This is a genomic window from Rhodopseudomonas sp. AAP120 (assembly GCF_001295845.1).
Lineage (GTDB): Bacteria > Pseudomonadota > Alphaproteobacteria > Rhizobiales > Xanthobacteraceae > Rhodopseudomonas.
The window spans coordinates 1-24,308 of the sequence record NZ_LJIC01000026.1; the positions used below are offsets into that span (position 1 = coordinate 1).

Below are 24,308 nucleotides of genomic sequence, written 5' to 3' on the forward strand. Positions count from 1 at the left end.
GTGTTCTTCCGCGGGCCGAGTTCCGACTGGGCGGACATCGGCGGGCGGAGGCCCGCCGGCGAGTGGATGTGATCAGACCTGTGGTCACATTGTCGCAGCGGGTATGGTTGCTAGGTCCTGAATTCCGCGAAGTAATCACGCCGGGTGCCCCCTGAGCCGCCGCCGAGCTTGCGACCCACAACCGGCCGGTCGTCCAAAAGTGACGCTTTATCAAGCGGTTCCTAAGGCTGTGACATTGCGCCGCCGGGCGTCGATGTTGTGCCGCACCAATTCAAACTTAATTTCCGTTCATCAGACGTCTGTGGCGTAGCGCAGGCGCGGTGCCGTGTGTCTTCCGCACGGCCGTCGCGGGCCGGCGTACCAAGGCGATTTTTTCAAGAGGTTTATTCGATGCGGGGATCGATCAGGTTTGCCTTCGCGGCGACGGCACTGGTGTGTCTGGCGCCGCTGCTGGCCGGCTGCAACGAACCAAAAGTGGCCAACGCCGCCGCGCCGAATAAGCCCGAAGTCAGCACCGTCACCATCAAGGCGCATGCGCGCGCCATCGTACGCGAATTGCCGGGCCGGATCGCGCCGGTGCGCGTTGCCGATGTGCGCTCGCGTGTCTCCGGCATCGTCACCAAGCGCTCGTTTCAGCAGGGCAGCGAGGTCAATGCCGGCGATCCGCTGTATCAGGTCGACCCGCGGCCGTTCGAGGTCGAGCTGAAGGCCGCCGAGGCCGCGCTCGCCAAGGCCAACGCGGCGCGCGAGCAGGCGGAACTGCAGGCCAAGCGCGTCGCCGCTTTGGCCCGCGATCAGGCCGCCTCCAAGGCGCAGAACGAAGTCGCCGCCAGCAATTCGCGGCAGGCCGAGGCCGAGGTCGCCGCCCGCGAAGCCGAGGTCGCCCGCGCCAAGCTCAATCTCGAATACGCGACTATCCGCGCCCCGATCAGCGGCCGCATCGGTGCGGCGCTGGTCAGCGAGGGCGCGCTGGTGGTGCAGAACGACGCCACCAACCTCGCCACAATCCAGCAGCTCGATCACGTCTACGCCGACTTCACCCAGCCAGTCGCCGAAATGGTGCGGCTGCGGCGTGCGTTCGAATCCGGCGAACTCGATCAGATTGCGCCGGACGCGGTGCGTGCCCGCCTCGTGCTCGACGACGGCTCGATCTACCCGATCCCCGGCAAGCTGCTGTTCTCCGACGCCAAGGTCGATGCCTACACTGGCCAGGTGACGCTGCGCGCCGAATTCGACAACCCGAATCGCGAGCTGCTGCCCGGCATGTATGTCCGCGTCCGCATCGAGCAGGGCTACGACGCCGACGCGATCGCGGTGCCGGAGCAGGCGGTGCAGCGCAACAGCGGCGGCGGCAGCGAGGTGTTCGTGGTCAAGGACGACAATCGCGTCGCGGTACAGCCGGTGCGCGTCGGCTCGCAGCAGGACGGCCAGTGGCTCATTCTCGAAGGCCTCAAGCCCGGCGCCAAGGTCGTCGTCGAGGGCTTCCAGAAATTCGCCGCCGGCGATGCCGTGGTGCCGGTGAGCGCCGAAGAGACCAAGGCCGCGGCCCCCGCGCCCGCGCAGACCGCCACCACTCAGCCCGCGGGCCCACAGAAGAAGGTGCAATAGGCCGCCCCGATGCCCTCCTTCTTCATCGACAGGCCGATCTTCGCCTGGGTCGTCGCGCTGTTCATCTGTCTGCTCGGCGTGATCTCGATTCCGTTCCTGCCGATCGCGCAGTATCCGATCATCGCGCCCCCATCGATTTCGGTATCGACGCAATATCCGGGCGCATCGCCGGAGAACCTGTACAACAGCGTCACCCGGCTGATCGAAGAAGAGCTCAACGGCGCCAACGGCATCCTCAACTTTGAATCGACCTCGGACTCGCTCGGGCAGGTCGAAATCATCGCCAATTTCGAGCCTGGCACCGACACCGAAATGGCGTCGGTCAACGTGCAGAACCGCATCAAGCGCATCGAGGCGCGGTTACCGCGCGCGGTGCTGCAGCAGGGCATCCTGGTCGAGGAAGCCTCCAGCGCGGTGCTGCAGATCATCACGCTGAGTTCGACCGACGGCTCGCTCGACGAAGTCGGCCTCGGCGACTTCATGATCCGCAACGTGCTCGGCGAAATCCGCCGCATTCCCGGTGTCGGCCGCGCCACGCTGTATTCGACCGAACGCGCGCTGCGGATCTGGATCGATCCCGACAAGCTGGTCGGCTACAATCTCACCGCCGACGACGTCACCAAGGCGATCGAGGCGCAGAACGCGCAGGTCGCGTCCGGCGCGGTCGGCGCCGAGCCGAGCGACAAGGGCCAGAAGATCTCGGTGCTGGTGCTGGTCAAGGGCCAGCTGTCCTCCGCCGACGAGTTCGGCGCCATCGTGCTGCGCGCCAACCCGGACGGCTCCACGGTGCGGCTGCGCGACGTCGCCCGGCTCGAGATCGGCGGCTTCTCCTATCAGTTCAACACCCGCCTCAACGGCAAGCCGGTCGCGGGCTTGTCGGTGCTGATGTCGCCGACCGGCAACGCGCTGGCGACGGCGAGCGCGGTCGAGGCCAAGATGAAGGAGCTGTCGCGCTTCTTCCCGGCCAACATCAAATACGAGATCCCCTACAACATCACACCGGTGGTCGAGGCCTCGATCACCAAGGTGGTGCACACGCTGATCGAGGCGGTGGTGCTGGTTTTCGTGGTGATGTTCCTGTTCCTGCAGAACATCCGCTACACCATCATTCCGACCATCGTGGTGCCGGTGGCGCTGCTCGGCACCTGCGTGTCGCTGCTGCTGTTCGGCTATTCGATCAACATGCTGACGATGTTCGGCATGGTGCTGGCGATCGGCATTCTGGTCGACGACGCCATCGTCGTCGTGGAGAACGTCGAACGCATCATGGCCGAGGAGGGGTTGCCGCCCAAGGAAGCCACCCGCAAGGCGATGTCGCAGATCACCAGCGCCATCGTCGGCATCACCGCGGTGCTGATCGCGGTGTTCGTGCCGATGGCGTTCTTCCCCGGCTCGGTCGGCATCATCTATCGGCAGTTCTCGGTGACGATGGTGTCGGCGATCGCGTTCTCGGCGCTGTTGGCGCTGTCGCTGACGCCGGCGCTGTGCGCCACGCTGCTGAAGCCGGTGGTGAAGGGCCATGCCCATGCCGAGCGCGGTTTCTTCGGCCGCTTCAACCGCATCCTGGACGGCACCCGCGAGCGCTATTCGCGCGTCGTGCGCTGGAATCTCGGCCGCACCGGCCGGTTGATGATCCTGTACGCGGTGCTGGTCGGCGTGCTGGGCTGGGGTCTGGTGCGGATGCCCGGCGGCTTCCTGCCGATCGACGACCAGGGCTTCGTCACCGTCGACCTGCAGACGCCGTCGGATTCGTCCTACAACCGGACCTACGACGTCATCAAGAAGGTCGAGGACTATCTCCTCAAGCGAGACGGCGTCGAGAACGTCACCTTCCTCACCGGCTTCAGCTTCCTCGGCCAGGGCATGAACGCCGCGCAGGCGTTCGTCACGCTCAAGGATTGGTCGGAGCGCGACGACAAGTCGTCCGCGGCGGCGATCGTGAACGATGCCAACAAGGCGCTGGGCTCGGTGCGCGACGCGCGCATCGCCGCGCAGCAGCCGCCGCCGATCGACAACCTCGGCAACTCGTCGGGCTTCAGCTTCCGCCTGCAGGACCGCGGCCAGAAGGGCTACGACGCACTGGTGCAGGCCAGCCAGCAGCTCGTCGCCACGGCCAATGCCAGCCCGATCCTGCAGAACGTCTATGTCGAAGGCCTGCCGCCCGCGCCGGTCATCAATCTGATGATCGACCGCGAGAAGGCCAGCGCGTTCGGCGTCACCTTTCAGGACATCAACAACACCATCTCGACCAATCTCGGCTCGGCTTACGTCAACGACTTCCCGAATCGCGGCCGCATGCAGCGCGTGATCGTACAGGCGGACGTCACCGACCGGATGAAGGCCGACGACATCCTGACCTACAACGTCAAGAACAGCCGCGGCCAGCTCGTGCCGTTGTCGTCCTTCGCCACCATCGAATGGTCGAAGGGCCCGACCCAGATCGTCGGCTTCAATTACTATCCGGCGGTCCGCATGAGCGGCGAGGCGCGGCCCGGCTTCACCACCGGCGACGCAATCGCCGAGATGGAACGGCTCGCCGGCCAATTGCCGCGCGGCTTCGGCTACGACTGGACCGGCCAGTCGCTGCAGGAAAAGCTGTCGGGCTCGCAGGCGCCGTTCCTGCTGGCGCTGTCGGCGCTGGTGGTGTTCCTGGTGCTGGCAGCGCTGTACGAGAGCTGGACCATCCCGGTCGCGGTGCTGCTCACCGTGCCGCTCGGCATCGTCGGCGCGGTGGTGGCGGCGACGATGCGGTCGCTGCCGAACGACGTGTACTTCACGGTGGGCCTGATCACGATTATCGGGCTCGCAGCGAAGGACGCGATCCTGATCGTCGAGTTCGCCAAGGATCTGCGCAAAGAGGGCAAGTCGCTGCGCGACGCCACCATGGAGGCGTGCCATCTGCGGTTCCGGCCGATCCTGATGACGGGTCTCGCCTTCGTCTGCGGCGTGCTTCCGATGGCGATCGCCAGCGGTGCCGGCGGCAAGAGCCAGCAGGCGCTCGGCACCAGCGTGATGGGCGGCATGATCGCGGTGGTGATCCTGGCGCTGCTGATGGTGCCGGTGTTCTACGTCGTGGTGCAGCGCTTGCTGGGCCGCGATCGGTCGGACGACCCGGTGACGCAGCCGGAGCACGACGTGCCGATGCACGCGCAACTGCCGAAGGACGCAGTTTAGTTCGTCAACGCTTCCGCCGCAGCACCACCGCCGGCCGGCGTTGGAACCTTTCGGAAAACCTCCGGTTGTGAGTCGACAGGTGACATTCGACTGTTCAACCCACTTGACGGAGATTTTTCATGAACGGAGACCAACCGATTAGCTGGCTGATGTTCTTCACGCTCGCCGCAGGCGTGGCGATCGTCGGCTTCGCATTCCTCAACTTCATCAAGTCGCGGTCGAACCGCGCGGTCGCTGCTGATACGCTGGAAGGCAACGGCACCGGTCGTGGTGCCGCGCCGGACGGCGCGCTGCCGGAACTCATCGGCATCACGGTGTTCGCGCTGATCGCCATGGGCCTGCTGGCCACCGGCGTCAGCTCGCGCAACGACACCCAGACCGCGCAGGTAACGGCTCCGGCCGCGACCAACGGCAACACCACCGGCATGGCGCAGCCGAAGAACATCCAGAACGAGCCGAAGCAGTATCAGCCGGCCAACCCCGGCACCGATCCGCGCGTCGCCCCGACCGGCTCCGACACCGGCATCGGCAACTCCCCGGGCAACACCGGCACGCTGACGAAGTAAGCATCCCAAGATCATTGCGACGGACGTCGGGGGCCTTTCGGCCCCCGATTTTCTTTGTGGGTCAGTTAATGGAGAAGAATTAGGCCTCCATTGGAATAAGAGCCCGAAAAGGTGACGTCGCCACAAGCACAACCTCATGGTGAGGAGGCGCGAAGCGCCGTCTCGAACCATGGCCACGGCTAGGGCGTGGCCCCATCCTTCGAGACGCCCGGCTCCTCAGGATGAGGACTCAGTGCTTGTGGAAAACGCTAGAGCGCTGCATCCAATGAACTACTCTCATTGCTTCCCCACAGTCATGGCCGGGCTTGTCCCGGCCATCCACGCCTTGGCGCCTACCGTGTAGTAGGGGCGTGGATGCCCGGCACAGGCCGGGCATGACGGGGAAGGACGGTGCCCGATAGGAGACCGGCACAGTCGCGGCGAAGAAGGTGCTGTACCTACGCTTTCGCCGCCTCATAGGCCGCGTTCTGCTGCTCCATCAGGGCGATCTTGTCCCGGATCTTGCTGCGCTGTGCGGTCAGGGTGGCGAGGACGGTGGGGGCCGCGCTCGCGGCGGCGATGGCGTCGTCGTATTTCGCCACGTTGCGCTTCTCACCGTCGATCAGGCCGGGTAGCACGCTGCCGTCGAGACCGTCGAACAGCGAGCGCACGCTCATGATGGTCTTGTGCACCACGCTCATGAACGAGCCGCTGTCGTCGGCTTCCTCGCCGGCGTTGATCAGCAGCGCGCCGAGCTCTTCGGCGTTCGCGTGGTGCAGCGCGATCATGTCGCGAAACAGCGACGTCAGGCCTTTGCCTTCAGCGTCTTCCAGCGCCTCCTCGTAGCCGTTGCGGGCGTCGATCGCAGCGGTGTGCAGCGTCTTCAGATGATCGAGAATGTTGGTGTCCAAATCGGCCTCCATCGGATGATTGCGGCGGCGCGCGCGAAAGGCGCGGTTCCGTGCGCAGACAACCGGGAGGAGGAGGCGCGGTTCTGTCCGGATTATCCCGGACGTGTCGTCACTTCCGCTGTTCGTCATCCTCCGGCGCGAGGCCGTAGGATTTCACCAGGGCCCAGACATGCGCCGGTACCATGTTCTTCATCTTGTGCTTATAGGCGCGGCGCAGATGCAGCACGGTTTCGACCGCTTTCATCTCGACGCGGGCGCGTGCGAATTCCAGGCCGCGCGGGCCGACTTTCGGCATCAGCCAGCCCATGAACGGCCGCAGCCAGTTCGGCATGCCGCGCACCGGCAGGCCGCCGGCGGCGAGTTCGGTGTTCTTGAGAAAGCCTTTCACCGGTGCGGCGCGCTTGCCGGCGCTGGTCGGCTGGCTGAGCCGGACTTCGTCGCCGAGCAGGCCGAGTAATTCCTCGCCGCGCTGGTTGCGCACAAGCAGCCACTGCTCGCCGCGGCCCGCCATGTAGCCGACCGTGATGTCGGCCAGCGTGTTGGTGTAGTCGACGCAGGTGCGGCAGGTGATCGGAAAGAAGTCGGGCGGCAGCTTGGAGATCGGCAGCAGCAGGAACGGGATTTCTTTGATTCGGCCGTCGTCGAAGCGCAGCTCGACATGGTAGTCGGCTCGGAATTCCAGATAGGTGATGGTCTCGGGCTGGTCTGACAGCAGATCGAGGAAGCCGTGAAACGCTTCCGTGGTCGTGTTGTCGGAGCAGGGCGTGCCGATCACGTAGAGCCGCTCGAAGCCGAGCTTCTGTTCGAGCGAGCGCAGCGCATAGATCTGGCAGGGGATGCCGATCACGGCGATGCGCTTGAATCCTGCATCGCGCGCAGGCTCGAGCAGCGCCAGCGATGGTGCGTAGCCCATTCGCATGCCGCGGCACTGCGCCATGTCTTCGGCGCGGGTCACCAGCACCGGCCGCGGCTTCCATTTGTCGGCCGGGTCGGCCGCCATGGTGATCACCGCCTCGACCGCGCCGGTCTCGAGCAGCCGCTCGCCGATCCGGGTGGTGATGCCGGTCCACTGCGCGCCGTCGCGCGGCCGCTTCATCGCTGCCTGCAACATCCGGCGGTACGGACCAAAGAAGGCTTCGTCCGGTTTCGCCGCATCGCGGGTGCGGCCGTGGACCTTCAGTTCCATCGCCGGATAGTTCGGCTTGATGAACTGGCAGGCCTGCCCGCACTGCTTGGGGTCGCTCATCCGCGAGACGCCGCAGTCAGTACACAGTTCGCGCGGCGCCGGCTCGTTGAGCGGCGGCGTGAAAAGCGGAGCGGAATCGCTGCGGCTGTCCATCGATATGTCCTGTCGTCGCCGCGTGCGGCGTCGCGGCGACCGAGGCGTTCTAGGAAGCCGCGCCCCGCCTCGCCATTCGCCAAAAGTCAGGCGCCTGCGATCAATAGAGCCAAAGCCGGGCGACGGATAGATCTGCGTCAAAGGCGCGCCCGATCGCCACCAGCCCGATCCGGCGCAGTCGGCTCGGATCGAAGGGCGTCTCGATGCGGTGGGCGACGAAGTCGACGAAGGGTAGTCGCAGCACCGTCGGATGATACGGCGCCGTGAAGCTGTGCCGATAGGATTGCTGCGGCCGCACCATGTCGGTGGTGCGCAGATGCACGCCGTAGGTCTCGCCGTTGCCGAACACTTCGAGGCCGATTCCTCTAAAGGTGCTGGCATCGAACGGACCGCCATCCGGCTGCAGATCCATCGCGATCTGGATGAAGCCGCCATTGTTCTCGGTCGACACCGCGCCGCGCATCCGCACCGGCGCGTGCTCACCGGCCGTGGGGGCGTGCAGCGTGCCCTGCGAGACGCCGCCCATCACCATGTCGGTGATCAGCCGCCAACGCCGCTTGCCGTCGTCAGGCCACAGCTCGACCTCCGTCATCGGATCACCATCGGGAACGTCACCGCGATCGCCCAGGCGAACAGAATGGCGTTGGCCAGCGCGCCCGGCAAGGGATGGTTGGTGGCCTTGTAGGTCCAGTTACTGATCAGCCCGAAGGCGAGGAACAGCAGCAGGATCGCCGGGACGATGATGATCAGGAAGAACAGCTTGTGCAGATTGAGCGCGACGGCGGCGGCGAGCGACGCCAGGAAGCAGAACTTCGCCAGCGCATAGGCGCCGCGCCGCGCGGCTGCGCCATGCGCCATCCACTCGGCGGTGAGGAAATACGGGATGGTGCCGCAGGCGACCGCGGCGATCAGGTGCACGCGCGGCTCGATCGGCATGAACGAGAACAGATAGGTGTCGAGCGGCCAGCCGAAGCCGACGATGTTGTAGCCGACTGTGGCGGCGGCCGCGATGATCAGTGCCGCGATCGAGGCGTGCGGATGCGCCGGATCCGGCAGCGACTCCAGCCGCGTCAGGCTGTGACCGGGGTGGTGCGCCGGATGCGCGCCTGCCTTGCGCTGGCGCAGCCGAATGAGCCAGAGGATCGCCGCCGTCAGCGCGCCGTACAGCAAGAAGTGTAGAGTCAGGTAGTCGCCGAGCAGGATGATCAGGAAGTCGGTCGGCGCCTTCCAGAGGATGAGAGGCGTCAGCACCGCGGGCAGGATCGCGGCGACCAGCAGCGGTTTCCAGGCGAGGCTGGCACCCATCGGCACCGGCGCCGCACGCGGCAGTAGCGCCGACAGCGGCCAGGCCAGCGCGATCAGTCCGCCGAACAGCAGCGCCAGCCAGATCGGTCGCCGATCGATCCAGCCGCTGCTGGTGCGGCCGAACGAGTCGTTCATCCAGGCCAGCGACTCGCGCAGCGAATCCTGGCTGTACAGCACGCCGATGTGCTCGACGCCGGACGAGAACGCCACCCGCCGCGCGGTGCCATCGGCGAAGCTGCTATAGGTCCGCCCGGCCACCGCCCCGCTGCCGGCGACCTGATCGACGATGCGAAGGCCCTCGTCCTTCAGCATCTGCGGTTCCCAATCTCCGACGATCACCAGCAGATTATGCGGCAGTGTCGGAGTCGATTTGCGGGTGAACACCGACACTGCGACGGTGGCGGTGATGTCCGGGTGCGCCACCGCGTAGGTGACGACGATGTCCGACGCCATCGAATGGCCGAGCACCGCGGCGCGGCCATCGCTCTGCGGCAACGCGCGCACGTAGTCGGTGACGCGCGCGAGATCATCGACCAGCACGCCGGTGATCTTGGTCGGCTCGTCGACATCGCCTTTCATCGTCACCGGATTGCGGCCGTGGCCGGTGAAGTCGAACGTCACCGCGATGTAGCCGTTGCGCGCCATGGTCTGGGCGAACGGCTGCATCAATTGCTGCGAGCCGGCGAAGCCGTGCGCGATCACCACGACGGGGGCGTGCGTCGTCGCCGGCGCGCGGAACACCGTCAGCGGCGTGTCGCCGACGGTCGCGCGGGTGATGATCAGGTCGCCGGTGCCGCGCTGCAATTGCCACAGCGCGACCGCGATGGCGATCATCGCGGCCAGCGCGACGACGATGCGGGCGGGGCCGAAGCGGCGCCCGCGCGTCATTCCTCCTCACCCGCGATGTGTCTTCTGCGGATGCTGCGCACCGTCCACCAGATCGACAGCGCGGCGATCGGCACGAAGCCGGCGGTGACGAGGCTGGGGTCGACCTTGATCTGCCCGGCTTCGTAGAGGCCCTTCACCAGATAGCCGAACAGCCCGACCACGTAGTAGGTGATCGCCGCAGTGGACAGGCCTTCGACGGTGGTCTGTAGGCGTAGCTGCAGCCGCGTCCGCGCGTTCATCGATTTCAGCAGTTCCTGGTTCTGCTGTTCGAGCTCGACGTCGACGCGGGTGCGCAGCAGATTGGCGGCGCGCGCGAGCTTCAGCGACAAATCCGATTGCCGCGCCTCGGTGGTGGTGCAGGTGCGCATCGCCGGCTTCATCCGGCGGGCGAGGAACGACGACCAGGTCGGCAGCCCGCCGACCTTGCGCTCGCCGAGCGTCGCGAGCCGGCCCGTCATGATCTCCTCATAGGCGCGGCTGGCGCTGAACCGGCCGAGGCTTGCGGCGGCGCCGGCTTCGACTTCGGCGGCCAGTTCGGTGAGTTCGCGCAGCAGCCGGTTGTTGATCGCGAGATCGCCGGCCCGGCGCATTTCGGCGGTGACTTCGGCGAGGCGGCGCTCGGCGTTGCTGATCGACGGGCCGAGCCGCTGCGCTTCCGGCAGGCCGAGCAGCGCCAGCGTGCGATAGGTCTCGATTTCCAGCACGCGCTGCACCAGCGCGCCGGCGCGCTCCGGCGCCATGCCGCGATCGATCACCAGCACGCGCACGAAGCCGGACGGGCCCGGCTGAAAGTCGGTGGCATACAGCGCCGCGCCGTCGGAGTTCTCCGCGACCGCGAGGCTGGCGCGATCGAACAGGCGCTCCGGCGCGGTGACCGGCGGATCGTCGGCGAGCAGATGCAGGTCGACTGCGACCAGCAGCGGGCCGGGCTGCGGCAGCAGCCGCATCGGTGAGGCGAGCGACGATGCGTCCGGATGAAACGGCGTCGTGGTCGCGTCGGCGGTGAATTCCCAGGTGTAGGTGGTGAATTCGGAATGCTGCTCCCAGCGCAGCATCGTCGTGCCGAAGGAGGCGCGATGGTGCTTCTCGCCGATCGCCGGTGGCTGCAGCCCGCGCGATTCGCAGAAGCGAGTCATCGCCGCGCGATCGGCCGCGGCCTTGTCGCCCGATGTATCGAAGGCGAAGTGCAGCACGCGCGCCGGCACCGACAATGCGGTGAACGGCCGCGCGTGAACTTCGCCGAGCACGACCGCCCGCAAGGGATGCGGCGAAAGTCTACCATCGCCGTCACCGATCCGAACTTCTGCCGTCATGGGTATTTTGACCTTGCTCAACATTGCGCCGGTTGACTTGAGTAGCATTGTGGCGCGATGGACAGAAGCCGAAAGGTTTGACCTGCTCAGGCAATGTAAGGCCGTCGCTGGCTCCGGAATTGTTCGAGATCAACGACCTCGCCCCCCCGCCCGGTCTTACGAAAAATCCGGTAGTCATCTGTTTGCAATTTGGCTCGGACTGGTATGGTTCGGCCGTCAGTCGCCGCGGGCCCTTCGCGGTCGTCGAATGGAGCGTGTGGTGAAAATTCCAGTCCGCATTGGGACGCGCAAGAGCGTGATGGCGCTTGCCCAGACCGAGGACATTGCCAGCCAGTTGCGTGCGGCCGCGAGTGAACTCGATCCCCAGATCATCAAGTTCGAAACCGTCGGCGACAGTGATCAGGTCAGCAAGCTTTTGCCGCACGGCGGCAAGGGCGGGGCGTTCGTGGCGGAGATCCGCGCCGCGATGCTGCGCGGCGATCTGCATTGCGCGATGCACTCGCTCAAGGACATGCCGGCCAATGAAGAGACGCCCGGCCTGATCGTCGCCGCCACGCTGGCGCGCGATCCGGCCAACGACTCGCTGGTGCTGCGCAAGGGCCTGACGCTCGACGAACTGAAGGCCTCGCGTGGCAAGGGTTACACCATCGGCACCAATGCGGTACGGCGCGCCGCCTATGCCAAGCGACTGTTCCCCGAGGTCAACGTCATCCACTTCCGCGGCGCCGCCGATACGCGGCTGCGCAAGCTCGACAATGGCGAGAAGCAGCGGATGCCGGACGGCGGCGAGGTTGGTCCGGCGGACGCGCTGATCATGGCGCGCTCGGGCTTGGAGCGAGTCGGCTTCGCCGACCGCATCGTCCACGACTTCACGCCGGACGAGATGCTGCCGTCGGCCGGGCAGGGCATCGTCGCGGTCGAGTGCCCGATCAATGATTGGCAGACCCGCAAATACCTGGCGCTGATCGACGATCCCAAGGCGCGGCTGTGCTGCGATGCGGAACGCGAGGTGCTGTGGGTGCTGGACGGCCATTGCAACTCGCCGATGGCCGCTTACTCCACCATCAACGGCTCGGAGATGACGCTGAGCGCCTCAGTGCTCGATCAGGAAGGCGGCATGTTCATCGAAGCCACCCGCACCGGGCGGGCCGATCGCCCGCGCGAGCTCGGCCGCAGCGTCGGCCTCGATCTGCTCGGCAAGGGCGCCGCCGCGATCATCGAAAAAACGCGGCCGGAGTAACCCATCCCATGGCGATCGTATTCCCGTTCTCCGCCATCGTCGGCCAGGAAGAGATGAAGCTCGCCTTGCTGATCGCGGCGGTCGATCAGAAGGTCGGCGGCGTGCTGGCGTTCGGCGACCGCGGCGCCGGCAAATCGACGGCGGTGCGCGCGCTCGCGGCGCTGCTGCCGAAGATGAAGACGGTCGTCGGCTGCCGCTACAATTGCGATCCCGATCAGCCCGAGCGCTATTGCGAAGAGTGCAAGGAGAAGCTCAAGCACGGCAAGGTCAAGACCGCGCAGGTGCCGGTGCCGGTGGTCGATCTGCCGCTCGGCGCGACTGAAGACCGCGTCGTGGGCGCGCTCGATCTGGAGCGCGCGCTGGCCAAGGGCGAGAAGGCGTTCGAGCCCGGCCTCCTGGCCCGTGCGCATCGCGGCTTCCTCTACATCGACGAAGCCAACCTGCTCGAAGACCATCTGGTCGACCTGCTGCTCGACGTCGCCGCGTCCGGCGAGAATGTGGTCGAGCGCGAAGGCCTCAGCATCCGCCATCCGGCGCGCTTCGTGCTGGTCGGCACCGGCAACCCCGAAGAAGGCGAATTGCGTCCGCAACTGCTCGACCGCTTCGGCATGTCGGTGGAAGTGAAGACACCGGACTCGTTGCCGGAGCGTATCGAAGTGGTGCGCCGTCGCGATGCGTTCGAAAGCGATCCGGCCGCCTTCAACGAATCCTGGTCGAAGGAAGAGGCCAAGATCCGCCGCAAGATCTCGCAGGCCAAGGACCGGCTGCCCGAAGTCACCGTGCCCGATGCGGCGCTGGAGCGCGCAGCGAAACTTTGCATGGCGCTCGGCACCGACGGCCTGCGCGGCGAACTCACCTTGATGCGCGCCGCGCGCGCGCTCGCCGCGCTGGAGCACGACAAGATCGTCACCGACGATCACCTCAAGCGCATCGCGCCGTCGGCGCTGCGGCATCGGCTGCGCCGCAATCCGCTGGACGACGCCGGATCGAGCGTGCGGGTCGATCGGGCGCTCGCTGAAATCTTCGGATGAGCATCTCGCCCGCATGGTCCGATGCGGTGACCGCGGCGCAGTTGTTCGCGGTGGATCCGGTCGGCACCGGCGGCGTGCTGCTGCGCTCGCGCGCCGGCCCGGTACGTGACCGCTGGATGGCGCTGCTCCGCGCCGCGCTGCCGCCCGATCAGCCCTACAAGCATCTGCCGCTGCACATCGCCGACGGCCGCCTGCTCGGCGGTCTCGATCTGTCGGCGACGCTGCTGGCCGGCCGGCCGGTCGCCGAGCGTGGCCTGCTGTCGGAAGCCGATGGCGGCGTGCTGGTGGTGGCGATGGCCGAGCGGCTGCAGTCGTCGACCAACGTGTATCTCACCGCCGCGATGGATGCGCAGGAGACTGCGGTCGAGCGCGACGGCCTGTCGCTGCGAATGCCGGCGCGATTCGGCGTCGTCGCGCTCGACGAGGGCATTGACGACGAATTCGCGCCCGCCGGGCTGCGCGATCGGCTGGGTTTTCATCTCGATCTCGATCAGTTCGCCTGGCGCGACACCGAGGATTTTCCGGTCGAGCTCGACGCCATCCTGGCGGCGCGCGAACGGCTTGCCGGCATCAAGGTCGAGAGCGAGCAGATCGAGGCGATCTGCACCGCGGCGGCTGCGCTCGGCATCGTCTCGCTGCGCGCGCCGCTACTTGCGATCCGCGCCGCCAAGGTCAGCGCTGCGCTGTTCGATCGCCGGACCATCGAGCAGGACGACATCACGCTCGCCGCGCGGCTGGTACTGGGACCTCGCGCGACGATCTTCCCGCAGCAGGAGCCGCCGGATCAATCCGACGAGCCGCCGCCGCCGGAGCCGCCGCCGCCGGACGACAACAGCGAGAACAACGATCAGCAGGAGCCGCCGACGCCGGATCTCGACAAGGCGCTCGACGAAGTCATCCTCGCCGCGGTGAAGGCCGCGATGCCGCCCGGCGTGCTGGAAGCGCTGCGCGCCTCCGCCGGCCGCTCGCGCTCGCGCTCCGCCGGCAAAGCGGGCGAGTTGCAGAAGTCGAAGAAGCGCGGCCGTCCCGCCGGCTCGCTGCGCGGCGAACTGCGCGATGGTTCCAAGCTCAACGTCATCGAGACGCTGCGCGCCGCCGCGCCGTGGCAGCCGCTGCGCCGGCGCCAGGCCGAGGGCCGCCCCGGCAGCGCGCCGCGCGTGCTGGTGGAGAAGGACGATTTTCGCATCGCGCGCTTCAAGCAGCGCACCGAGACCATCACCATCTTCGTGGTCGACGCTTCCGGCTCCGCGGCGCTGCATCGTCTCGCCGAAGCCAAGGGCGCGGTCGAGCTGTTACTTGCGGATTGCTACGTGCGCCGCGATCAGGTCGCGATGGTGTCGTTCCGCGGCACTATCGCCGAAATCCTGCTGCCGCCGACGCGGTCGCTGGCGCGCGCCAAGCGCAGTCTCGCCGGCCTGCCGGGCGGCGGCGGCACGCCGCTCGCGGCCGGCCTCGACACCGCGTTCATGATGGCGGACTCTATCAAGCGCAAAGGCCAGACCCCGACCGTCATCGTGCTCACCGACGGCCGCGCCAACATCGCGCGCGACGGCGCGCCGGGGCGGCCGCAGGCGGAGGAAGACGCCAAGACCTCGGCCCGGCAATTCCGCGTCGCCGGCATCAACTCGGTCGTCATCGACATGTCGCCGCGCCCGGGTCCGCAGGCCGAAGCCTTCGCCAAGGAAATGGACGCGCGCTATCTGCCGCTGCCCCACGCGGATGCGACCGTGCTGGCCCAGGCGGTCACCGCCGCGGCGCGGGCGGGCTGAAGTTCCTTCGGGACAATTTCCGACACCAGCCCCACCGTCATTGCGAGGAGCGAAGCGACGAAGCAATCCAGCGCCGTGCACAGGGCTCCTGGATTGCTTCGCTTCGCTCGCAATGACGAGAGTTTGTTCTTCTGACGGAAGAAAGGCGTGGATGGCCGGGACAAGCCCGGCCATGACGAAGTAACAACAAGAGGGCATGCGCGGCGGCAGAAGCTGCGCCTCACACGTCCAGCGTCACCGTGTCGCTGTCGCCGCTGCTCGACTTGGTGTCGGTCCATTGCGCCGGGTCGGTGGAGGCGAGGCGTTCGACGCGGGACTCGATGGTGCTGGTGCGTCCGGCCGGGCGGGCGATCCGCCATTCGAGTTCGTTGCGGTTCTGCAGCTCGGTGAACTTCACCGCGAACCCGTCCGGGCGATGGCGCACCACGCGGCCGACGCAGCCGCCGACGGCCAGCGGCGTGCCGACCTCCGGCTGCACGTCGGCCGAGACCGCGACGCCCGAAATCGACATGTCGATGACGAAGCAAGTATGCACGCTGCCGTCGGCCATGATCAGGCTCGAATGCGGACAGGCCGGCACGATCCGCGCCTGCTGCCGCGAGTCGATGATGGCCGGATCGTTCTGGCGCTTCTCCAGCCAGGTGAGCTGGTTCGACAGCCGCTCGCGCATCGCGCGCGTCACCGCGAGTTCGAGCAGGAAGCCGCCCGGCACCGTATCGCTGATATGGCCGTCGAGCTTGCCGAAGTCGCTGAAATAGGACGAGATCGAATCGCCGACGCGGCCCACCACAGGCACATCGACGATCATGCGGAACGGCGACACCCGGCTGGTGCGACAGGCGAAGTTGCGCGGCTTGCCGTTCTGGTCATACCAGTTCGCCAAGGAGTAGTTTCCGCCCACGGCGATGTTGACGGCACGCTGCTTGAGAAATGCCCGGACCGACACCGTGAGACTCCTTCTTGGATCGGAGTCTTAACTAAGCGCGCGGTCAATCGGTGCCTAGCGAAATCGCGATTCAGTGGCACCGTGGTTATCGAGTGCTTATGCGCCCGCGCCGGTGTCGAAATGCTTTGCAGTCAATCGGAACCACCGCGACTTCGGCTGCCGCGATGATGAGCAGTCTGCCACCGCAGATTGCCGGACGCGGCTGTGCACCCAGCTCGTCGCAATTCGATTCAAATCGGCAGACAAAAAGCCGACGCTTGCGCGCCGGCTCTTCGTCGATTGGTCACGATGGCGGGTCAGCCTTTGAAGGCGCGGACCCGCTTTACCATCTGCTCGACATGCGCGATCGACGCATCCGGCGTGATGCCGTGGCCGAGGTTGAAGATGTGACGCCCGCCGGAGAAATTCTTGAGAACGTCGTCGACGCCTTCGTCGAGCGCCGCGCCGCCGGCGATCAGCAGCAGCGGGTCGAGATTGCCCTGCACCGCGACCTTGGTCTGCACCTGCTCGCGCACCAGCTTCGGCTCGGCGGTCCAGTCGATGCTCACGGCGTCGACGCCGGTGCGCTCGATGAAGGCGGGCAGCAGCGCGCCGGCGCCGCGCGGGAAGCCGATGATCTTGGCGCCCGGCGCCTGCTTGCGCACGCCCGCGACGATGCGCCGCGTCGGCTCGATCACCCAGCGCTCGAATTCGCGCGGCGGCAGAATGCCGCCCCAGGTGTCGAACAGCTGCAGCACATCGGCGCCGGCTTCGAGCTGCTTCAGGAGATACTGGATCGAACTCTCGACCAGCACGTCGATGATCTTGGCGAACGCGCCGGGATGCTGATAGGCCATCAGCCGCGCGGGGCCCTGATCCGACGTGCCCTGGCCGGCCACCATATAGGTCGCGACCGTGAACGGCGCGCCGCAGAAGCCGATCAGCGTGGTTTCCTTCGGCAGTTCGCTGCGGACGATGCGCAGCGCCTCGAACACCGGTTCGAGCTTGCCGAGATCGATGGCCTTGTTGAGCGTGCCGACCTTGTCGGGCGTATCCAGAGGATCGAGCCGCGGGCCTTCACCGACTTCGAAGCGCACCGCGCGGCCGAGCGCATGCGGCACCACCAGGATGTCGGAAAAGATGATCGCGGCGTCGAAGCCGAACCGCCGGATCGGCTGCAGCGTCACCTCGGCGGCCAGCTTGGCGTTGTAACACAGATCGAGGAAGCTGCCGGCCTCGGCGCGGGTCGCGCGGTATTCCGGCAGATAACGCCCGGCCTGCCGCATCATCCACATCGGGGGAGAGGCTTGCCGGTTGCCGGAAAGCACTTCCATGAACGGTTTCGTCACCAGATTCTGTGTCAAGAGAGCTACCCACTGTTTTACGACAAGCGACCTTGACGGTCTGATACACTGCGAACACCGTCTTGACCACGCCGACCTGCGGCGGAGGCGCCGCGAACAGGAATTTCGAGATGACCGACACTGCGACCACCCCAGCATCTCCCGCAACGCGCAACGATGGGCCGGCCCTGCCTCCGCCGGTGCCGGGCGAGAAGCACGACATCGACAGTTTCGGCGGACGGCTGACCTATTGGTCGGCCGCGCCGGCGGAGCCGTCGTACGAGCCGCCGCTGCTGCTGATTCACAGCATCAACGCCGCCGGATCGGCCTACGAAGTCCGGCCGATCTTCACGCACTACGCGACCAGGCGCCCGGTCTACGCGGTGGAATTGCCCGGGTTTGGACATTCGTCGCGTGCCAAGCGTCAATACACAATTCGGATGATGACGGATGCGATACATTCCGTAGTTGCGGAGATTCAGAAGGCGCATCCGGGCCAAAAGATCGACGCGCTGGCGCTGTCGCTCGGCAGTGAGTTTCTCGCCCGCGCGGCGAGCGAAACGCCGGCCGCGTTCCGCAGCCTCGCGCTGGTGGCGCCGACCGGCTTCGACAAGCGAAATCAGCGCTGGACCCGCGGTTCGCGCGCGATTCCGTGGCTGCATTCCTTCTTCGAAAATCCGCTGTGGAGCGAGGGGATTTTCAAGGCGCTCACCGCCAAGCCGGTGATCGCCTGGTTCCTGAAGAAGGCGTTCGGCTCGCCGAACATCGACCAGGGCATGCTCGACTACGACTATCTGACGACGCATCAGCCCGGCGCGCAGCACGCGCCTTATTACTTCGTCTCAGGCTTCCTGTTCAGCCAGGACATCCTGCGGATCTATCAGGACCTGCCGATGCCGGTGTGGTTCAGCCACGGCGTGCGCGGCGACTTCGTCGATTACGGCTTCAAGAGCACCGTCGAAGGCCGGCCGAACTGGACCGTCACCGTGTTCCAGACCGGCGCGATGCCGCATTTCGAAGTCCCCGCCGAATTCATGCGCGCCTACGACGAATTCCTCGCGCGCGTCACCGGACCAAGCGGCGCGACGCTGTAGCGGCGGCTGGTGATGGCACGGCGTCACCACATAACTGACCTCATCCTGAGGAGCGGCCCGCAGGCCGCGTCTCGAAGGATGAAGCCCCACATCCTCATGGTTCGAGACGCCCGCAGAGCGGGCTCCTCACCATGAGGGACCTGTAGTCGAGGCGATCCATGAGCGATCTCGTCTGGAGCCGCGACGGCGCCGACTGGCCGCATCGGGAGGCCAGCCGGTTCGTCGAGGCCGGCGGCTTTCGCTGGCACGTGCAGCAGATGGGGCCGGCGGGCGCGCCGGCGCTGCTGCTGATCCACGGCACCGGCGCGGCGACGCATTCCTGGCGCGGCCTGATGCCGCTGCTGGCCAAGGACTATCAGGTGATTGCGCCGGATCTGCCCGGCCATGGCTTCACCCAGTCGCCGCGCGCCCACCGGCTGTCGCTGCCCGGCATGGCGGCCGATCTCGCCGCGCTGCTGCGGGTGCTGAACGTCTCTCCCCAGATCGTCGTGGGCCATTCCGCCGGCGCCGCGATCGCCGCGCGGATGTGCCTCGACGGCGCCATCGCGCCGAAACTGCTGATCAGCCTCAACGGCGCTTTCCTGCCTTACGGCGGCCCGGCTGCGAATTTCTTCTCGCCGCTCGCCAAGATGCTGGTGCTGAATCCATTCGTGCCCAGCCTGTTCGCCTGGCAGGCCGGCTCGCACGGCGCGGTCGAACGGCTGATCGCCAACACCGGTTCGACCATCGATGCCACGGGCCTCAAGCTCTATGGCCGGCTGGTCGGCAATTCCGGCCACGTCGCCGCCGCGCTGCGGATGATGGCGAATTGGGATCTGGAGCCGCTGCTGCGCGCGCTGCCCGAGTTGAAGCCTCAACTCATCCTTGTCGCCGCCGACGGCGACCGCGCAATTCCGCCCTCGGTTGCCCGTAAGGTACAGGAAATTCAGCCGAAAGCCGTGATCGAGCGGATTCCCGGGCTCGGCCATCTCGCCCATGAAGAGCAGCCGCAGCTGATCGCCGACCTGATTGCGCGATATTCGCGCCCGAATGCCCAAAATGTCGAATAGATCAAAGACGGGACTGTAAGTTTCGCATTACACATTTGGACTGGTTCGGCTGTCAATTTTTCGTTACAGTGGTGCCCATGCTCGATCCCGGTCTCAAACCTGCTCCCCGTACCCCTGATGATCGTGCCCCCCATGCGGTGGTGATCGGCTCCGGCTTTGGCGGCTTGGCCGCCGCGGTCCGGCTCGGCGTTAAAGGGTATCGAGTAACCGTGCTCGAAAAGCTCGATCAGCCCGGCGGCCGCGCTTACGTCCACAAGCAGGACGGCTTCTCATTCGACGCCGGCCCGACCATCGTCACCGCGCCATACCTTTTCGAGGAGCTGTGGAAGCTGTGCGGCAAGCGGATGTCGGACGACATCACGCTGAAGCCGATGTCGCCGTTCTATCGCATCCGCTTCGACGACGGCACGTTCTTCGACTATTCCGACGACCGCAACGCGGTGCTCGACCAGATCGCCAAATTCTGCCCGGACGACGTGCCGGCCTATGACCGCTTCATGGCGGCGTCGCACGAGATCTTCAAAGTCGGCTTCGAGCAGCTCGGCGATCAGCCGTTCAGCCACTTCACCGACATGCTGAAGATCGCCCCGGCGATGCTCCGGCTGGAGAGCTATCGCAGCGTCTATAGCCTTGTCGCCAAGCACTTCAAGGATCCGAAGCTGCGCCAGGTGTTCAGCTTCCATCCGCTGCTGATCGGCGGCAACCCGTTCATGTCGAGCTCGGTGTACTGCCTGATCACCTATTTGGAAAAGCAGTGGGGCGTGCATTCGGCGATGGGCGGCACCGGCGCGCTCGTGACCGGCCTCGCCAAACTGATCGAAGGGCAGGGCAACCGCATCCTGTACAATCAGGACGTCCGCCAGATCGTCGTCGAGGCCGGCACCGCGACCGGCGTCAAGCTCGCCGACGGCGAAGTGATCAAGGCCGATATCGTCGTGTCCAACGCCGATTCCGCCTCGACCTATCGCTATCTGCTGGCGCCCGAGACGCGCAAGCGTTGGACCGACGCCAAGATCGAGAAGTCGCGCTACTCGATGAGCCTGTTCGTCTGGTACTTCGGCACGAAGCGGCGCTACGAGGACGTCAAGCACCACACCATCCTGCTCGGGCCGCGCTATCGCGAACTGATCAGCGATATTTTCGGCCGCAAGGTGCTGGCCGACGATTTCAGCCTGTATCTGCACCGCCCGACCGCGACCGATCCGTCGCTGGCGCCGCAGGGGTGCGATACATTCTACGTGCTGTCGCCGGTGCCGAATCTGCTCGGCGATATCGACTGGCACAGCAAGGCCGAGCCGTATCGCGCCTCGATCGCCAGGATGCTCGGCGCCACCGTGCTGCCCGATCTCGAAAATCAGGTGGTGAGCTCGAAGATCACCACGCCGCTGGATTTCCAGGACCGGCTGTCGTCGTTCCGCGGCGCCGCCTTCGGGCTGGAGCCGGTGCTGTGGCAGAGCGCCTGGTTCAGGCCGCACAACCAGAGCGAAGACGTCAAGAATCTATATCTGGTCGGCGCCGGCACGCATCCCGGCGCCGGGCTGCCCGGCGTGCTGTCCTCCGCACGCGTGCTCGATTCCCTGGTCCCCGCGGCCAACAGTCTGGTGACACCATGAGTCTGCAATCCGATCTGTTGGCGCAGGCCGACATGCTGGCCTGCCGCGAGATGATCAAGGAAGGGTCGCGCACCTTCCACGCCGCCTCGATGGTGCTGCCGCGCCGGATCAGCGATCCGGCGATCGCGCTCTACGCGTTCTGCCGCGTCGCCGACGATGCCGTCGATCTCGGCCTCGATCGGGCCAATGCGGTGGACGTGCTGAAGGACCGGCTCGATCGTGCCTGCCGCGGCCTGCCGCGCGCCTATCCGTCCGACCGCGCGTTCGCCGATGTGATCGCGCGGTTTTCGATTCCGCCGGCGATTCCCGAGGCGCTGATCGAAGGCCTGGAATGGGATTCGCAAGGGCGCCGCTTCGAGACGCTGTCGGATCTGTACTCCTACTGCGCGCGCGTCGCCGGCACCGTCGGCGTGATGATGACGCTGGTGATGGGCCAGCGCAGACCCGACATCGTCGCGCGCGCCTGCGATCTCGGCTGCGCCATGCAGCTCACCAACATCGCTCGTGATATCGGCGAAGACGCGCGCAACGGCCGCATCTACATGCCGCTGCAATGGATGCGCGAAGCCGGCCTCGATCCCGAGACCTGGCTGGCCGATCCGAAATTCACGCCGGAGATCGCCGGCATCGTCAAGCGGCTGATCGACACCGCGGATGCGCTGTACGACCGCGCCACGCTCGGCATCGCCAATCTGCCGCGCTCGTGCCGGCCCGGCATCTTCGCGGCGCGCGCGCTGTACGCCGAGATCGGCCGCGAGGTCGAGCGCTCCGGCCTCGATTCGGTGTCGAGCCGCGCGGTGGTGTCGACCGGCCGCAAGCTCGCGGTGCTGGCGCGGATGCTCGCGTTCCAGGAAACCGAATGGGCGCCGGCGAAGTACCTGCCGGCAAAATTCGGCGACATGGAAGAAACCCGCTTCCTCGTCGACGCCGTGATCGCCTATCCGGTCCGCGACGTGCCGGCGCGGCAGAAAGTCAATCCGGTCGAACAGAAAGTCGCCTGGCTGGTCGACCTGTTCACCCGCCTCGAACGCCGCGACCAGATGCTGCGCAGCCGGGTGTAGTTAGCTGGGCAAGCGGGTCGCCCGGGTCCCATGGTTCGAGACGGCGCTGCGCGCCTCCTCACCATGAGGCTGGGTGCATTGAAGCGCTGAAACAAAGAAGCGCTGAGACAAAACCAAACCTCATCCTGAGGAGGCCGCGTAGCGGCCGTCTCGAAGGATGGCCGCGCGCGCCCGACCAAGCCCCGCGTCACCCGCCACCCATTTGCAAAAACTCTCGAAGCCGCCACACTGGCGTGGTACCGATGCTGACGAACGCAACGGATCATCGCCATGACCATCGACACTGACCTCGATCGCACGCCCGCCGCTTCCGACGACCCGGTGGAAGCGCGCCGCGCGCGGGCCCGCGCGTGGTTCGAAGGACTACGCGACCGGATCTGCGCCGAGATCGAAACGCTCGAGCGCGAGGCGCCGGCGGAGCTGTTTCCCGGTGAGCCCGCGACGTTCAGCTACAAGCCGTGGCAGCGCAAGACCGGCGCTGGCGGCGGGGTCGGCGGGTTTCTGTCGAACGGCCGGCTGTTCGAGAAGATCGGCATCCACACCTCCTCGGCCAACGGCAAGCTGACGCCGGAGATGGCCAAGAATCTGCCCGGGGACGGCGTCACGCTCGACTACGTCTCCACCAGCATCAGCCTGATCATGCATCCGCGCAGCCCGCGGGTGCCGACCGTGCACATGAACACGCGCTTCCTGTCGACCTCGCAGGGCTGGTTCGGCGGCGGCGCGGATCTGACGCCGATGCTGCCGGAGCAGCGCAGCCAGGAGGCCGAGGACGCGGCGATCTTCCATGCCGCCATGAAGGCCGCCTGCGACGCGCACGACCCGACCTACTACGCGAAGTTCAAACCGTGGGCCGACACCTACTTCTTCCTGCCGCATCGCGGCACGGCGCGCGGCGTCGGCGGCATCTTCTACGACCACCTCAACAGCGGCGATTTCGAACGCGACTTCGCCTTCACCCGCGACGTCGGCTCGGCGCTGCTCGATATCTACCCGAAGATCGTCCGCAAGCGCATGGTGGAGCCGTGGACCGAGGAGGAGCGCGCCCAGCAGCTCGCCTGCCGCGGCCTGTATGTCGAATTCAATCTTTTGTACGACAAAGGCACGATGTTCGGCCTGCAAACCGGCGGCAACACCGAAACCATCATGAGCTCGATGCCGCCGCTGGTGAGCTGGAGCTGAACGGGGCGTCGTCAAGCGCATCGCGGGAGACGGCGATGGAAGACTATTACGGACTGATCGAACTCGCCGCCGTCTTCCTCTGCCTGATCGCCGGCTGGCTGATCCTGGAACGCCAGGGCAAACGCCTCGACCGCGCCCGCGCCGAGCGCGAGAAGAAAAAGTCGCCATGACCAGCGACAGCGCCTTCAACTACTTCGAAATCCTGATGCTCGGAATGTTTGCGGCCGCTTGGCTGGTGCTGGAATGGCAAGGCAAGCGGCTGGACAGGAAGCGTGAGGCGGAGAAGGCGAAACTGGCGAAAACGCAGTAGAGTGATGTCCATCCACCGCCGCGGCCCCTCATCCTGAGGAGCCGGGCAAAGCCGGGCGTCTCGAAGGATGGGGCCGCGAGCATGGCCGAAGGCGCGTTTCTCTACATCGTGCGATGTGCCGACGGCAGCCTCTACATTGGCACGACAAGGGATTCCCTGGAGATGAGGGTGGCCCAGCACAACGAGGGAACCTTCAAGGGCTATACGTCGAGCCGCCGTCCAGTTGTCCTGGTGTATTCGCAATGGTTCGAACAAATCACCGACGCGATCGCCAACGAACGTAAGCTGAAGGGCTGGAGCCGCGCCAAGAAAGAGGCGTTGATTCGGGGCGACCTCGACGCATTGCCAGACCTTGCCAAGCGGCGGTCAGCATTCGAACCCAGATGATCCACGAACATCACCGGCGATTTGATTCGCCGCACATGACAACCCTCATCCTGAGGAGGCTGCGCAGCAGCCGTCTCGAAGGATGAGCGACGCAATGCGCGTGGCCCGCCCCATGGTTCGAGACGGCGCCACGAGAAGCAGCGCGCTTTGATGGATCGCGGCAGGCGCCTCCTCACCATGAGGCTCGACAGAGAGACGTCTCTCTGTCGCGTCAATCAACA

21 protein-coding genes are annotated in these 24,308 nt (G+C 66.2%); 14 read left to right on the top strand and 7 right to left on the bottom strand.

Going from position 1 to position 24,308, the window contains the following annotated elements:
- Positions 1-390: 390 nt before the first annotated feature.
- The 3 genes from IP86_RS05650 to IP86_RS05660 all read left to right on the top strand — a co-directional run bounded on the left by IP86_RS05650 (position 391) and on the right by IP86_RS05660 (position 5,348).
- Complete coding sequence (locus tag IP86_RS05650; protein ID WP_054161545.1) at positions 391-1,608, top strand: efflux RND transporter periplasmic adaptor subunit; 1,218 nt, start codon at positions 391-393, stop codon at positions 1,606-1,608.
- 9 nt (positions 1,609-1,617) lie between these two features.
- A complete protein-coding gene (locus tag IP86_RS05655) occupies positions 1,618-4,782 on the top strand; it encodes a multidrug efflux RND transporter permease subunit (protein WP_054161546.1) in 3,165 nt (1,054 codons plus the stop codon).
- A gap of 119 nt (positions 4,783-4,901) precedes the next feature.
- Entirely contained in the window at positions 4,902-5,348 is a 447-nt protein-coding gene (locus IP86_RS05660) for a hypothetical protein (protein ID WP_054161547.1), read from the top strand.
- A 437-nt stretch (positions 5,349-5,785) separates the two neighbouring features.
- Here the strand turns inward: IP86_RS05660 and IP86_RS05665 are convergent, their stop codons facing one another.
- From IP86_RS05665 to IP86_RS05685, 5 genes are all read right to left on the bottom strand, one after another.
- Complete coding sequence (locus IP86_RS05665; protein WP_054161559.1) at positions 5,786-6,238, bottom strand: PA2169 family four-helix-bundle protein; 453 nt, start codon at positions 6,236-6,238, stop codon at positions 5,786-5,788.
- A 109-nt stretch (positions 6,239-6,347) separates the two neighbouring features.
- The gene (locus tag IP86_RS05670; protein WP_054161548.1) at positions 6,348-7,577 is read right to left on the bottom strand and encodes a Coenzyme F420 hydrogenase/dehydrogenase, beta subunit C-terminal domain; all 1,230 of its coding nucleotides are present in this window, start codon (positions 7,575-7,577) and stop codon (positions 6,348-6,350) included.
- Positions 7,578-7,677: 100 nt separating this feature from the next.
- Complete coding sequence (locus tag IP86_RS05675) at positions 7,678-8,169, bottom strand: CIA30 family protein (protein WP_054161549.1); 492 nt, start codon at positions 8,167-8,169, stop codon at positions 7,678-7,680.
- Positions 8,166-9,770, bottom strand: coding sequence for an alpha/beta hydrolase (locus tag IP86_RS05680; RefSeq protein ID WP_054161550.1), 1,605 nt, complete (start codon positions 9,768-9,770; stop codon positions 8,166-8,168). Before IP86_RS05680 ends, IP86_RS05675 begins: the two co-directional genes overlap by 4 nt.
- Positions 9,767-11,083 (bottom strand): DUF3422 family protein, encoded by a 1,317-nt coding sequence (locus tag IP86_RS05685; protein ID WP_054161560.1) that lies wholly within the window; start codon positions 11,081-11,083, stop codon positions 9,767-9,769. Before IP86_RS05685 ends, IP86_RS05680 begins: the two co-directional genes overlap by 4 nt.
- A 259-nt stretch (positions 11,084-11,342) precedes the next feature.
- Here IP86_RS05685 and hemC point away from each other — a divergent pair, with 259 nt between their 5' ends.
- From hemC to IP86_RS05700, 3 genes are read left to right on the top strand one after another with little or no spacing between them, the layout of a single operon-like run.
- The gene (gene hemC / locus IP86_RS05690; protein ID WP_054161561.1) at positions 11,343-12,323 is read left to right on the top strand and encodes a hydroxymethylbilane synthase; all 981 of its coding nucleotides are present in this window, start codon (positions 11,343-11,345) and stop codon (positions 12,321-12,323) included.
- Between the two features lie 8 nt (positions 12,324-12,331).
- Positions 12,332-13,354, top strand: a complete 1,023-nt coding sequence (gene bchI, locus IP86_RS05695) for a magnesium chelatase ATPase subunit I (RefSeq protein WP_054161551.1) — start codon at positions 12,332-12,334, stop codon at positions 13,352-13,354.
- Entirely contained in the window at positions 13,351-15,123 is a 1,773-nt protein-coding gene (locus IP86_RS05700; protein WP_054161552.1) for a magnesium chelatase subunit D, read from the top strand. Before bchI ends, IP86_RS05700 begins: the two co-directional genes overlap by 4 nt.
- Positions 15,124-15,343: 220 nt before the next feature.
- Here IP86_RS05700 and IP86_RS05705 read toward each other — a convergent pair whose 3' ends face one another.
- On the bottom strand, positions 15,344-16,069 hold the full coding sequence (locus IP86_RS05705) for a PilZ domain-containing protein (protein ID WP_054161553.1): 726 nt from the start codon (positions 16,067-16,069) through the stop codon (positions 15,344-15,346).
- Positions 16,070-16,365: 296 nt separating this feature from the next.
- Positions 16,366-17,382, bottom strand: a complete 1,017-nt coding sequence (gene hemE, locus IP86_RS05710; RefSeq protein ID WP_197279642.1) for a uroporphyrinogen decarboxylase — start codon at positions 17,380-17,382, stop codon at positions 16,366-16,368.
- Between the two features lie 140 nt (positions 17,383-17,522).
- Between hemE and IP86_RS05715 the strand changes: the two genes are divergently transcribed.
- The 8 genes from IP86_RS05715 (at position 17,523) to IP86_RS05740 (ending at position 24,087) form a co-directional block, all read left to right on the top strand.
- Positions 17,523-18,485 (top strand): alpha/beta fold hydrolase, encoded by a 963-nt coding sequence (locus tag IP86_RS05715; RefSeq protein WP_054161563.1) that lies wholly within the window; start codon positions 17,523-17,525, stop codon positions 18,483-18,485.
- A gap of 158 nt (positions 18,486-18,643) precedes the next feature.
- Complete coding sequence (bchO, locus tag IP86_RS05720; RefSeq protein ID WP_054161554.1) at positions 18,644-19,534, top strand: alpha/beta fold hydrolase BchO; 891 nt, start codon at positions 18,644-18,646, stop codon at positions 19,532-19,534.
- Between the two features lie 77 nt (positions 19,535-19,611).
- On the top strand, positions 19,612-21,147 hold the full coding sequence (locus IP86_RS05725; RefSeq protein ID WP_054161555.1) for a phytoene desaturase: 1,536 nt from the start codon (positions 19,612-19,614) through the stop codon (positions 21,145-21,147).
- Positions 21,144-22,208: a phytoene/squalene synthase family protein gene (locus tag IP86_RS05730; protein ID WP_054161556.1), complete on the top strand. Its 1,065-nt coding sequence runs from the start codon at positions 21,144-21,146 to the stop codon at positions 22,206-22,208. Before IP86_RS05725 ends, IP86_RS05730 begins: the two co-directional genes overlap by 4 nt.
- A 270-nt stretch (positions 22,209-22,478) precedes the next feature.
- Positions 22,479-23,390, top strand: a complete 912-nt coding sequence (gene hemF, locus IP86_RS05735) for an oxygen-dependent coproporphyrinogen oxidase (RefSeq protein WP_054161557.1) — start codon at positions 22,479-22,481, stop codon at positions 23,388-23,390.
- A 35-nt stretch (positions 23,391-23,425) separates the two neighbouring features.
- Positions 23,426-23,560: a hypothetical protein gene (locus IP86_RS29570; protein WP_283804769.1), complete on the top strand. Its 135-nt coding sequence runs from the start codon at positions 23,426-23,428 to the stop codon at positions 23,558-23,560.
- Complete coding sequence (locus IP86_RS28980) at positions 23,557-23,700, top strand: hypothetical protein (protein ID WP_197279644.1); 144 nt, start codon at positions 23,557-23,559, stop codon at positions 23,698-23,700. The genes IP86_RS29570 and IP86_RS28980 overlap by 4 nt, the downstream gene beginning before the upstream one ends.
- A gap of 81 nt (positions 23,701-23,781) precedes the next feature.
- Positions 23,782-24,087, top strand: coding sequence for a GIY-YIG nuclease family protein (locus tag IP86_RS05740; RefSeq protein ID WP_054161558.1), 306 nt, complete (start codon positions 23,782-23,784; stop codon positions 24,085-24,087).
- Positions 24,088-24,308 lie beyond the last annotated feature (221 nt).